At 68.9% G+C, this 12,427-nt stretch carries 10 protein-coding genes; 1 reads left to right on the top strand and 9 read right to left on the bottom strand.

Annotation, left to right across the window (positions count from 1 at the left end; all coding sequences use genetic code 11):
* Positions 1–8: 8 nt before the first annotated feature.
* From DNK52_RS12290 to DNK52_RS12255, 8 genes are all read right to left on the bottom strand, one after another.
* Complete coding sequence (locus DNK52_RS12290) at positions 9–488, bottom strand: MaoC family dehydratase (RefSeq protein WP_110241314.1); 480 nt, start codon at positions 486–488, stop codon at positions 9–11.
* Positions 485–1,003, bottom strand: coding sequence for an FAS1-like dehydratase domain-containing protein (locus DNK52_RS12285; protein ID WP_110241313.1), 519 nt, complete (start codon positions 1,001–1,003; stop codon positions 485–487). The genes DNK52_RS12290 and DNK52_RS12285 overlap by 4 nt, the downstream gene beginning before the upstream one ends.
* A 1-nt stretch (position 1,004) precedes the next feature.
* Positions 1,005–2,243 (bottom strand): RidA family protein, encoded by a 1,239-nt coding sequence (locus tag DNK52_RS12280; protein WP_110241312.1) that lies wholly within the window; start codon positions 2,241–2,243, stop codon positions 1,005–1,007.
* A complete protein-coding gene (locus tag DNK52_RS12275; RefSeq protein WP_204163521.1) occupies positions 2,240–3,649 on the bottom strand; it encodes an MmgE/PrpD family protein in 1,410 nt (469 codons plus the stop codon). The genes DNK52_RS12280 and DNK52_RS12275 overlap by 4 nt, the downstream gene beginning before the upstream one ends.
* Positions 3,649–4,869 (bottom strand): CaiB/BaiF CoA transferase family protein, encoded by a 1,221-nt coding sequence (locus tag DNK52_RS12270; RefSeq protein ID WP_110241311.1) that lies wholly within the window; start codon positions 4,867–4,869, stop codon positions 3,649–3,651. The genes DNK52_RS12275 and DNK52_RS12270 overlap by 1 nt, the downstream gene beginning before the upstream one ends.
* Positions 4,866–5,900: an LLM class flavin-dependent oxidoreductase gene (locus DNK52_RS12265; protein ID WP_110241310.1), complete on the bottom strand. Its 1,035-nt coding sequence runs from the start codon at positions 5,898–5,900 to the stop codon at positions 4,866–4,868. The genes DNK52_RS12270 and DNK52_RS12265 overlap by 4 nt, the downstream gene beginning before the upstream one ends.
* Positions 5,901–5,907: 7 nt before the next feature.
* On the bottom strand, positions 5,908–6,444 hold the full coding sequence (locus tag DNK52_RS12260) for a MaoC family dehydratase (protein ID WP_110241309.1): 537 nt from the start codon (positions 6,442–6,444) through the stop codon (positions 5,908–5,910).
* Positions 6,445–6,505: 61 nt separating this feature from the next.
* Positions 6,506–7,717 carry an enterochelin esterase domain-containing protein gene (locus DNK52_RS12255; RefSeq protein ID WP_162598760.1) on the bottom strand — a complete coding sequence of 404 codons (1,212 nt, stop codon included), beginning with the start codon at positions 7,715–7,717 and terminating at the stop codon, positions 6,506–6,508.
* Positions 7,718–7,913: 196 nt separating this feature from the next.
* Between DNK52_RS12255 and DNK52_RS12250 the strand changes: the two genes are divergently transcribed.
* A complete protein-coding gene (locus DNK52_RS12250; protein ID WP_110241308.1) occupies positions 7,914–8,987 on the top strand; it encodes an ornithine cyclodeaminase in 1,074 nt (357 codons plus the stop codon).
* Here DNK52_RS12250 and DNK52_RS12245 read toward each other — a convergent pair.
* Positions 8,923–12,360 carry a proline dehydrogenase family protein gene (locus DNK52_RS12245; protein WP_110241307.1) on the bottom strand — a complete coding sequence of 1,146 codons (3,438 nt, stop codon included), beginning with the start codon at positions 12,358–12,360 and terminating at the stop codon, positions 8,923–8,925. The genes DNK52_RS12250 and DNK52_RS12245 overlap by 65 nt on opposite strands.
* Between the last annotated feature and the right edge of the window lie 67 nt (positions 12,361–12,427).

Below are 12,427 nucleotides of genomic sequence, written 5' to 3'. Positions count from 1 at the left end.
TGCGGCACTCATTTCTGGGCCCCCGGTCCGTCCGATGTGCCGAGCAGGACGACCGCGGAGCAGGGCGCAGCGGCGGCTCGCCCGTCGTTGCCGTCCTCGTCCACCACGACGACCTGCATGGTCACGCGGATGGACCCTTCAGCGACCTCGACCACCTCGCCGGTGCAGCGCAGCGTCTCGCCAGCGAAGACCAGGTTGCGGAAGCTGAAGTCGAGCTTGCTGACGAACGACTGCGGTCCGAGCCAGTCCTGGAGCATCTCCACCAGGAGCGCACCGTAGACCTGTCCGTCGACGATCGCACCGGGCAGCTTCTTCTCCGCCACGTACTCCGCGTCGTAGTGCAGCTTGTGCCAGTCCCACGTCGCGCCGGCATAGGCCACCATGTCGGTGAGGCCGATCGTCCGCTCGAGCGGCGGCACCTGGTCCCCCACCGTGATGGCGGCATGGTCTGCGAACTCGGTCGGGTAGGACTCGGTCCAGGTGCTCATGCCTTCTCCCCCGCCGCGACGGCCGGCTCGAGGGCGACGAAGATGATGGTCTCCGCGTTCTCGGCCAGCAGGTCGCCGTCCTGGTTGGTGTAGGTGGCGCTCGAAGCGATCACGAGCATCTCGTGGCCGGACCGGTTGGTCTTGGACGTGACCTGGTCGATCGCCCAGGTGGCCGTCACGACGTCGCTGGGCCGCAGGCGGCGGTGGAACGTGTAGGAGTTGCCACCGCGCACCTGACGGGTGCCCGGCACGTCCAACTGCCAGGTGTGCCCGGCGTACCCCTCGGGGTCCATCGGCAGGTCGGCGTACTGGTTGGTCTCGCAGACCAGCGTCAACGGCGCGGTGACGCCGTCCAGGCCCTGGGCACGGGCGTACTCCGGGTCGGAGTACAACGGGTTGTGGTCGCCGACGGCGAGCCCGAAGTACCGGCCTGCCGCGCCACCGAAGGGCTCCGGCGCGGTGTAGACGCGCTGGGTGCCCTCCAGTGCAGCGATCTCGGGGGTCAGCAGGGACATCTCAGTTGCCCTCACCGGTGATCCGCGGGTGGTCCTCGGGGTAGAGCGCCGTCGGGAACACCTCGAGACCGAACTCCGGACGGAGCAGGCCCTGGCACAGTGCACCGGTCGAAGCGGGCCACGGTGCCGAGAGAAGACGCTCACGCACCTCGGCAACAGCACGGTAGCCACCGACGTACGACTCGACGCAGTACTCGGTGGTCTCGAGCAGGTCGGTCGCGTCCAGCCCCTCGGACTCGAGAAGGTGCATGATCGCGCCGTACGTGACCTCGGCCTGCTTCCCCAGGTCGCCGTCGTGCAGCGCCTTCTGGGACTCCATGTCGAGGGCCGCGAAGCCGGACATGAAGAGCATCCGACCGGCCTTGATGCCCGGCGAGTAGGACAGGGTGTCGTAACGCTTCCATCCCGGGTTGACCAGCTCCAGCGGGTGCCGCGACGCGGTGACGTCCATCGCGACCATGACGCCGGGGGCATGCAACTCGCTCATCAGGATCCCGCCCGCGCCGGGGAACACGTTGCCGGGGTTCTGACCCAACAGCTCCATGCGCACCCGGTGGGTCTTGCGGTAGACGTCGCGGGTGTCGGGAGTGGAGTAGTCGAACGTGGTGACGGCGTGGCCCAACGTCAGGCCCACCGACTCCAGCATCTCCTGGGCCTTCTCCAGGATGTAGCGGTACTGGGCGACGAAGTCACCGGGGAAGACGACCTCACCGTTCTCGTCCATCGGGACCACGGTGGGCAGGTAGACGACACCGTCGGCGCCCTCGGTGATCGCTGACTGCCGGAAGGTGCCTGCCCTGGGCGCCGCCGAAGTGGCGAGCAGGGTCTCACCTCCACCCTTGGTGGCGTGCAGCTCGACCTCGAGCCAGGCGTTGCGCCGCACCAGACGCTCGACGGCGACGGTCCGTACGGTGGGGCGGTCACCGTAGATCCGCTGGCGCACGGCCGCCTGCTCCTCGTATGCGTGCATGCCCGCGCGGGTGACGTTCTCGGTGACTCGCGTGACGTCGTCGGCCGTGAAACCGGCTGCCTCGAGGATCGCGAGGGTCTTGGCGTACGCGATCTCCGCCTGCTCGGTCATCGTGCCGTTGACGGTCATCTTGCCCAGCGACTCGTCCTGACGGGCGGAGGTGTGGCCGGAGGTCCAGGCGTGGTCGCCCTCGGTGAGTCCGAGGCAGAAGGTGAAACCTTCGTAGGGGAACCACGGGAACTCGGCAGGCTTGATGGCGGACAGGGTCATGCGATGGACTCCTCGAGAGAGACGGGGTGACCAGCCGCCTGCGCGGCCAGGGTCAGGACAACGGTGAGGTCTGCTGCCTCCGGAAGGTTACGTACTGCCGCGGCCAGGTCGGGCGCGAGCGGCCCGACGTTGCCGGAGAACTTGGCGAAGAGCCCATCGTCGGAGAGCGGATTGCTTCCGCCGCCGGGGCTGCGGTCGACGTGACCGGTGACCTTCGAGCCGTCGGCCAACGTGAGGACCACGTCGCCGGGTGCGTCGGCCGCCACCACGTCGTAGGGGGTGACGTCCCAGGTGATCCTGGCCGCGAGGTCGCTGATCTCAGCTCGCCCGAGATGGGTACCACCGTAGGTGTCGACGCCGACGACGCCGTCCACCAGGATCGCCGCGACGCTCCACGGCAGCGAGAACTTCGCCGCGTAGGCACTCACCGGACGGGTGAGGTCACGGTCGGTGGCGCAGACGACCGCGGCCGAGTCCGGGTGCACCTGGGCGTGGAGGGCCACGATGTCGGCGACCTCGGCACCTGCCTCGGCCAGGGCCACCTGCGCTGCTGCCATGGTGGCGTGCGCCAACTGGCAGGTCGGCCACGGCTTGATCCCGATCCGGGTCGTCTGCCAGTCCTGGGCGGAGGCCGAGCCGAGGTCGCGCAGGATCGACGAGGCGTCCACCCTGCCGGCAGCCATCGCAGCCGGGGCGAGGGCGTCGTACACGCCGTGCGGTCCGTCGAAGACGGAGTCAGGTCCGGTCGCGCCCGCCTGGGCCAGGCGGGCAGCGATGATCCCCGACTGGGACGCGAACCCGGGGTGCAACTGCTTGGTGCTCGCCCCCGTGGCCAGGAAGGCCAGGAGGCCACCGGCCTGGCTCCCGGCGATGCCCAACGCGTTGGTCGCCTGCTCGGGGCTGAGCCCCATCAGGCGCGCCGCGACCGCTGCTGAGGAGAAGACCCCGGCCACCATCGTGGCGTGCAGGCCCTGGGAGTGGAAACCGTTGGGTGCGGCGGCCGCGACCCGGCAGGCCACCTCGTAGCCGACGACGGCCGCCTCGAAGATCTGACGGCCGGTGGCGCCGACCTGCTCCCCCACCGCGAAGGCTGCCGGGAGCACGACGGACGTCGAGTGCACCAGGCCACCGGCGTGGGTGTCGTCGAAGTCGAGGGCGTGCACCAGTGTCCCGTTGGCCAGTCCGGCCGCCGGGGCGGAGATCCTGGACCTCGACCCCAGGACGGTGGACTCCGCCGGACCACCGAGACCCAGCGCCACCGAGACGGCCGGGTGAGCAGCACCCGCGCGCGCTCCGGCCACCGCGTTGCCGAGACCGTCGAGGAGGTGCCGGGTGGCGGCGTGCACGACCTCGTCGGGGACGTCGAGCGTTCCGACCGCCCACGCAGCGAGCTGCGAGGCGATCATCAGGCGTCCTGGACCTTGCCGAACGCCCCAGCTGCCTTGAGCGCGGCGACCTTGTCGGCGTCGTACCCGGCCACCTGGTCGAGCACCTCGTCGAAGTGCTCGTTGCGCCTGGGGGCACGGACGTACGTCGGCAGCTCCGCACCGACGCGCACCGGAGAGGCCAGCTGGGTCACCGTGCCGTAGTGCGGGTGCTCGGTCTCGACGAGCATGTTGCGAGCGCTCAGGTGCTCGTCCTTGAGCGCCGCCTCCACGTCGTTGATCGGGCCGCACGGGATGGAGGCCGGGTAGCAGAGGCTGAGCCAGTGATCGACCGTCTTGGTCGCGAAGATCGCGTCCAGCTCGGCGATCAACTCCTCACGGCGCTCGTTGCGACCGGAGAAGGTCTCGAACGGCGAGCCCTCCTGGGCCCACTCCGGACGGCCGATGACCTCGGCCAGGCGCACCCAGAACTTCTCCTTGGCGCATCCCACGATGAACCAACCGTCCGAGGCCTCGAAGGCCTGGAAGGGCACCAGCGAGGGGTGGGCGGAGTGCGAGATCCGTTGCGGCTGGTAGCCGGCGTTGAGGTGCCAGGTCGCCGGGTAGGTCAGCATCGACATCGCGGTGTCGTAGAGCGAGACGTCGCAGTCCATCCCGACGCCGTCGCGCTTCGCCGCGTGCAGGCCCGACATCAACGACAGGGCCGCGACGTAGCCACCGGAGAAGTCGACCAGCGAGAGGCCCGACTTGGTCGGCGGGCCGTCGGGCTCACCGGTGAGCTCCATCCAGCCGGCCAGGCCCTGCAGGACGTAGTCGTAGCCGGGCTCCTTCATCCGCGGCCCGGTCATGCCGAAGCCGGTCAACGAGCAGCACACGATCTTGGGGTTGAGGTGCTTGAGCTGGTCGTAGGTGATGCCGATCTTCTCCGGCACGTCACCGCGCAGGTTGGAGTAGACGGCGTCGGCGTTGCGGACCAGGTCCTCGAAGACCTCGCGGCCCGCCGGCGTCTTGATGTCGATGGAGATCGACTTCTTGTTCCGGTTGAACGTCTCGAAGAAGAGGGAGTCCTCACCCTCGAAGTAGGGCGGCACGTAGCGGCCGACGTCGCCACCCACGCTCGGGTCCTCGATCTTGATGACCTCGGCCCCGAGATCGGCCAGGTGCACGGACCCGAAGGGACCTGCGCCGTACTGCTCGAGCGAGATGATGCGGATGTCCTCGAGCGGCTTGCGGGCGTTCACTTGCGTCCTCCGGTGATAGTCGCGATGAGGTCAATGACCTCGTCCTGGCCCTTGCGCACCTGCTGAGGGGCGAGGCCATGTGTAGGAGCAGAGAGCTTCACCGCGTCGGCAATGCCCTCGTAGGCGCGGATCTGCTCGATCACCCGGTCACGGTCCCCGTTGAGAGTGATGGCGTCGGCCATCTCCGGGGTGACGACGTCACCGAGGTAGTCGGCACCGGTGCCCGCTCGGAACGCCTCGACGACCCGCTGCTGGGCCTCCCCGAGGCCATGGAACTCGAAGAAGTCGGCGTAGGTGCGCACGCTGGCGTAGAAGCCCACGTGGCTGCGCACCCGTTCGAAGGCAGCGCGCGGATCGGCGTCGACCGAACAGCAGGCAGAGACGACCAACTCGACGTCCTTGCGCTCCTTGCCCTCGACTGCGGCGATACCCGCCTCGATCTCGGGCAGGATCCGCTCGGACATGTAACGGGGCGAGCAGAGCTCGTGGCTGATCCAACCGTCACCGATACGACCGGCCAGACGAGTCATCGCGGGGCCCATCGCCGCCAGATAGACAGGGATCTCGGTCCGGCGCACAGGGTAGGGACGCTCGTAGCCACGGATCCGCATCGGCTCGTACTCTCCGTCGAGCTCCATCGCCTCACCACGTGTCGCATTGGCCATGAAGTGACGGACGTTGCGTACGGTCTCGCGCATGTGGCCGATCGGCTTGCCCCAGCGGGCGTTGTGCCAGTCCTCGACAAGGCGTTGCACGCCCGTGCCGAGCCCCAGGATGAACCGGCCGTCAGCCAGCTCGTCCAGGTCGAGCGCCTCCAGGGCGGTGATCATCGGGCTGCGCGTGAACGCAAGCTGGATGGCGGTACCGACCTGGGCAGTGGTGGTGGCCTGAGCCACGGCTGCTGCACTGATGCTGGCACTCCGGTGGAGCTCCTGGAGCCAGATGACCTCGGCACCGGCCTCCTCGGCACGGCGGGAGACGTCAGCCAGCTCGGCGAGGGTCTCGCCCCACGGGGCAAAGGTGATCCGCATGATGGTCTCAGTCCTCGTCGAGGTCGGTGCCGGACAACAACGAGCGCTTGCCCTCGGGGAAGAGACCCTCGAGCTGCTGTGCCCCCGTCTTGTAGACGTAGAACATGCGCTTGAAGGAGCAGACCTCGTCACCGTCCTGGTTGAGGGTCCGGGTCTTGACGGTCACGATGCCGGCGTGGGGACGCTTGGCCGACTCACGCTTCTCCAGCACGACCGACTCGCTGTAGAGCGTGTCGCCGGCGAAGACCGGGTGGGTCATCTTGATGTCGTCCCAGCCCAGGTTCGCGAAGGCGTTCTGGGTGAGGTCGGTGACGCTCTGACCGACGGCGATGGCGACCGTCAGCGTGGAGACGACCAGGGGCTTGCCGAACTCCGACTTCGCCGAGTACTCGGAGTTGAAGTGCATCTGGTTGGTGTTCATCGTCATCAACGTGAACTGGGTGTTGTCGTACTCGGAGATGGTGCGACCCAATGGGTGCTGGTAGATGTCCCCGACCTCGAAGTCCTCGAAGAACCGCCCTTGCCAACCTGCCTTGATGCCCACTGTCCACTCCTCTGTCTGCCGCGCTAGGTGGGCTCCACTCTAAATGTCTGATGTTTAGAGGTCAAGAGGATCGGGACAACCACACCAGGGCGTCAGGGAGCGCTCCACACCACCACGCATAGTCATGTCCGCCGCAGTGGAACGCGCGCTCCACCCGGACACCAGCAGCCTCCAGCCGACTGGCGAGACCGTCGTGGCCCGGCACCAGCACCCACTCGTGCTCCCCGTGTGACAGGTGGATCCGCAGGGGCTCGGACGGAGGGTCGGTGGCGTACGCCTCGATCGCCGACGCCAGGTCGTCCTGCCACGTCGAGGCTGACTGGCTGGCCACACGTCCGACGGACCCGGGAGCGAGCAGCCCGCACCGCAGCGCAGCGAGACCTCCGAGGCTCTGTCCACTGACGGTCACCGCACCCGGTCCGGGCAGGACCGCGCGCGCTGTGCGCACCCAGGGCAGCACCTCCTCCACCACGAGCGCGACGCCCGCGTCACCCATGCCCAACTCGGACCATCGTCGGTCGACACCGCCGGAGGAGACGAAGACGGTCCGGTGGACCGGGGCTGCTGCGTCGCTCCAGAGGTTGTCGAGGGTCGTGGGCAGGTCCTGCTGGTCCAACCAGACCTCTCCGTCCAGGACGACCAGGAGCGCCAACTCCTCGGTCACGGCGTGCCCGGCCGGGTCGTGGAGCCACACGTCGCGGCCGGCCACCTGATGTCGCGTCACGGTCCCGCGGTCCACGTCGGCGCGCCGCTCACGCCACGGTTGAGAGGCGGCGTCCGGCCCTTCGGCCACCGACTGTCGGACGCCGGCGCGGTTGTGACTCCAGACCGGGTTGCGGGGGTCGACCTCGCCCCGGTCCAGGGCTCGCCGCAGGGCGGACTGGTCGCGCTCACCCCACCACGAGGACTCCTCCCCCGGACGGTCGGCGAGGAAGCAGTACGACGCGCGCCAGTCGGTCGGCAGCCGGAAGGAGGCGTGCCAGAGATCCGTGTCCACCACCCTGGTCATCATGGTCGCAGGGAGATCCGTCTCGTCAGTGAGACGGTTGGCCCAGAGGAGGACCCGTTCGGCCTCCCCGTCCTGCCAGCAGAAGGTGTAGACGGCCTGCCCCTCGGGCTCCGCACGCACGTGCGGCATCGTCCCGGCGCCCTGCCACCAGCGCAGCGCCTCAGTCGTCGACAGCTCGTCCAGCGGTCCGGGCACCCGGGGCACCGGATCGGGGCGCGGCACCTTGGGAGGGCGTCGTGTCGAGGGCTCCGGATGGCGGGTCACCGTGCGACACCCGTGCCGAGCGAGACCTGGCACGGCAGGTCGACCGCAACCGCGGCGGGAGGATTCATGCGATGACTGTAAGGAAGGCCCACCTCGCGAGCACCCGCTGTCTCCGTGATGACACTGAGACCTGCAGCCATTGCCATTGCCGGTCCCTGTACCTACCGTTGGCCCTCCGCTCCGCACAGGAGGTCCCATGCCGACAGTCCCTCTCCTCGACGTCACCGGCGCTGTTCGTTGGATCAACGAGACCGGCGCCCAGGAACTCATCACCAGTCTCATCGGGACCTTGGAGAGCGACTTCCGTCGCTGGGAGTCGTTCGAGCGATCGCCCCGTGCCGCGTCCCACTCCCCCACGGGAGTGATCGAACTGATGCCGACCAGTGACGGGCTGACCTATTCGTTCAAGTACGTCAACGGCCATCCCTCCAATCCGGGCCACGGCCTCCAGACGGTGACCGCCTTCGGTGTACTGGCCGATGTGAGCAGCGGCTATCCGGTGTTCATGGCCGAGATGACGTTGCTCACGGCCCTGCGCACCGCCGCCACCTCAGCACTCGCGGCGCGCTTCCTGGCACCCCCGCGGAGCCACGTGATGGCCATGATCGGCACCGGCTCACAGGCTGAGTTCCAGGCCCTCGCCTTCCGGACCGAGCTCGGCATCAACTCGTTGCGCGTCCACGACACCGACCCTCACACGGTGGCCAAGTTCGTGCGGAACGCCACCGCCCTGGGATTCGACGTCCATGTCGCCGCCGATGCCGAGGAGGCAGTCGCGGGGGCTCAGGTGATCACGACCTGCACGGCCGACAAGACCAACGCCACCGTGCTGACCTCGGCCATGGTGGAGTCGGGCGTGCACGTCAACGCCATCGGCGGGGACTGCCCGGGCAAGACCGAACTGGAGGCCGCCCTCCTCGTGCGGTCCAAGGTCTTCGTCGAGCACACCGAACAGACCCGCATCGAGGGAGAGATCCAACAGATGCCCGCTGACTTCGCTTGCACCGAGCTGTGGGAAGTGGTGGTCGGGTCGGACCCCGGCCGCACGTCGGCCGAGCAGATCACCGTCTTCGACTCAGTCGGTTTCGCGATCGAGGACTTCTCGGTCCTTCGTCATGCACGCGCTGCCGTGTCGGGCACCGCCTGGGTCACCCACCTCGACCTGATCGCCGAACCGGTCGACCCCAAGGACCTGTACAGCCTCCTCACCGACACCGCAGCCATCCGGCCACCTCCACCGGCGTTCCGAACCGGTGCGCGGTCAGGCTGATCGACTGCTCCAGCACGAAGGGGAGCAACTCCACCCGTCCGGACTCGACCACCGCGTGGTCGTGCACGACGAGGTCAGGACGTGGAGTCCCACCCTGCGCGAGCAGCGAGCGGTCCGCGCCCAACAGACGTACGCGCCGCGCACCGTCGCGGTCGAGGCTGACGCGCCACTCCTCGTCCGACTCCACCGTGACCTCCGCCAGGTCAGCCACCCCTGCGACCAGGGCCGGCGAGGTCTCGGGCGCGACGCTGACCCGCGCAACGGCACCCGCCGTCACCCCCGCCGAGACGACCCGCAGCAGGTGCGCCGGATGGGTCCCGGCTGCGGCACGTACGACCGTGGGCGCAGGCAGGTACCGGAACACGTTGCGCTCGACACCCAACCCGGACTCGTCGGTGGGCACCGTGAACTCGCCTGACCATGCCTGGGCGTCGCTGCCCAGCGAGCGGCGCAGGAACTCGAGATCCGCGCCAGCGAGTCCCAGGCTCTCGCCCAGGGCGAGGATCGTGCGGGACGTCCGGCTCAACGGCGCACTCTGCTCCGCCGGTCGCGACTCCCAGTCGACGAGGCCGAAGAGATGGTTGCGTCCCCCTGCCTTGAAGCCCGGCCCGACCCCGGACTTCTTCCACCCGCCGAACGGCTGGCGCCGGACCACGGCTCCGGTGGTCGCACGGTTGACGTAGAGGTTGCCGGCCTCGACCGACTCGATCCAGCGACGGATCTCGTCCGGATCCAGCGAGTGCAGGCCAGCCGTCAGGCCGTACTCGACCTGGTTCTGGAGACCGATCGCCTCGTCCAACGTCTCTGCGGTCATCACTCCGAGCACTGGTCCGAAGAACTCGACCAGATGGGTCACGGAGCCTCCCGTCACGCCTTCCTTCACCCCGGGGCTCCAGAGCCGGCCCTCGTCATCGAGACGGCGGGGCTCCACCATCCACCGCTCACCCGGCTCGAGCGTGGTGAGAGCGCGGAGCAGTTTCCCCCCGGCCGGCCCGATCAAGGGGCCCATCTCGGTCTGGACGTCCCACGCAGGCCCCACCCGCAGCGACGTGACAGCGTCGACCAACTGCTGGAGAAACCGTCGCGACGTCGCAACCGACCCGACGAGGATGACCAGTGAGGCGGCCGAGCACTTCTGGCCCGCATGGCCGAAGGCAGAACGCACGACGTCGCGCACGGCCAGGTCCAGGTCGGCGTGCGGGGTGACCACGATGGCGTTCTTGCCACTGGTCTCCGCGAGGAGGACCAGGTCGTCCCGGAATCCCGCAAAGAGCTCCGCGGTCTCGTACGCCCCGGTGAGCACGACCCGACCGACACGTGGGTCACCCACCAGGGTGCTGCCGAGGTCGGACTCGCTCACGTTGACGAGCTGCAGGACGTCACGGGGCACACCGGCTGCCCACAGCGCCTCAGCCAGCACGGCTCCACACCTGCGAGCAGCGCCTGCGGGCTTCAGCACCACCGCGCTTCCCGTCGCCAGAGCCGCCAGGGTCGAACCGGCCGGGATGGCGACGGGAAAATTCCAGGGCGGCGTCACCACGGTGACCTCGACGGGCACGGGCACGGCGCCGTCGACGCGCTCCAGTTCCTCGGCGGAGAGCGCGTAGAAGTTGGCGAAGTCGATCGCCTCGGAGACCTCGGGGTCCGACTGGTCCAGGGTCTTGCCGCACTCGTGAGCCATCACCTCGAGGAGCTCCGCCCGTCGGCACTCGAGCTCCACGCCGGCCTGGCGCAACACCGCCGCTCGCTGCGCGGCCGTGCGTCCTGCCCAACCGACCGCCCCCGCAGTCGCGTCGACGATGACCCGCTCGAGCGAGGCACGGGAGTCGATGCTCGCGCGGACCGTCGTCTCCTCGCCCACCCGTGACCTCTCCGCGCGCGAGAGCACGGCCGCCGCCCAGCGGCGGTTGCCCGCCAGGGACGGGTCGGTGTCGGCGACGTTGCGAAATCTGACCATCGGCTCGGGGGCAGGGTCGTGGGCTCTGTCCTGGGTGCGTCTCGGCCCCGACGACTCGGTGTCGAGTCCCGCCAGGGAGGCCTTGAAACGAGCGAACTCACGGTCGTACGCCTGCTGGTCGCTGGCGAGCTCGAAGACCGACGACATGAAGTTCTCCGCCCCCGCGCCCTCCTCCAACCTGCGCACCAGGTAGGAGATGGCCACGTCGAACTCCCGGGGGTGCACGACGGGCGTGTAGAGCAGGAGGCCTCCGACCGTACGCCGGACAGCCTCCGCCTGCCCGGGGGCCATGCCCAGGAGCATCTCGAACTCGATCGCCTCCCGGACGCCTCGACGCCCCGCCAGGAGCCAGGCGTACGCGACGTCGAAGAGGTTGTGCCCGGCGACCCCGATCCGGACGTTCTCGACGTGTTCCGGGCGCAACGCGTGGTCCAGCAGCCGCTTGTAATGGGTGTCGGTCTCCTGCTTGCTCCCCCAGACCGCAAGAGGCCAGTCGTGCAGCGCGGCGTCGACCCGTTCCATCGGGAGGTTGGCTCCCTTGACCAGACGCACCTTGATCGGCGCGCCGCCGTCCAGGCGCCGTCGGGCCGCCCACTCCTGGAGCCGGGCCAGCACCTCCAGGGAGTCGGGCAGGTAGGCCTGCAGCACGATCCCGGCCGTGAGGTGCTTCAGTGCGGGCAGCTCCAGCAGGGTGGTGAAGACGTCAAAGGTGAGTTCGAGGTCCCGGTACTCCTCCATGTCGAGCGTGATCCGTTTGAGCGGACCCACTGCCGCCGACTCGAAGAGTGGGGTGAGAGCCGTGACGACCTCGGCCACCACCTCGTCGTGCGCCCACGGTGAATGGGGACCGCTCACCGACGAGACCTTGATCGACACGTGGTCCACGTCGTCGCGCGCCAACAACCGGCGTGTGCCCTCCAGTCGCCGGGCGGCCTCCTCGTGCCCGAGGACCGCTTCACCCAGGAGGTTCACGTTCAGCCGTACGCCGTCCTGACGCAACTGCCTGGTCACCCGCGTGAACCGGGTGTCTCGGGCGTCCACGACCAAGTGTCCGACCATCCGCCTCAGAGCGAGACGTACGACTGGAATGACCAGTCGCGGCATGCCCCGCCCTGCCTGGCCACCCGCCCTCAGCGCGACCCGCTGGTGGAGCGGGAGGGATTGCGGGACGCTCCTCGACAGACGCAGGAGATTGGTGGCCGCGACCCCCGGATCCTGGGGTCGGATCACCGTGTCCACGAAGGCGACCACGAAGCTGAGCCCGGCGGGGTCGCGCAAGATGTCTGCGAGGCGACGAGGCGCCCGGCCCTCCGGGTGATCCTCGGCAGCCAGGAGCCAGGCACGCACCAGGTCGTCGACCTCAGCTTCGATTGCGCTCGAGTCAGTGGTTGGCCGCAGCGGTTTGGGGGTATCCATGACAGAGGCCCTCCGATCAGAGGGGACGGGTCCACCGAGTATGCGACGTGTGGGGGCGGTTGAGAAC

The sequence above is a fragment of the Nocardioides gilvus genome (assembly GCF_003194605.1).
In the GTDB taxonomy this organism is placed as follows: Bacteria; Actinomycetota; Actinomycetes; order Propionibacteriales; family Nocardioidaceae; genus Nocardioides; species Nocardioides gilvus.
This window is presented reverse-complemented; position numbering and strand designations above follow the sequence as displayed.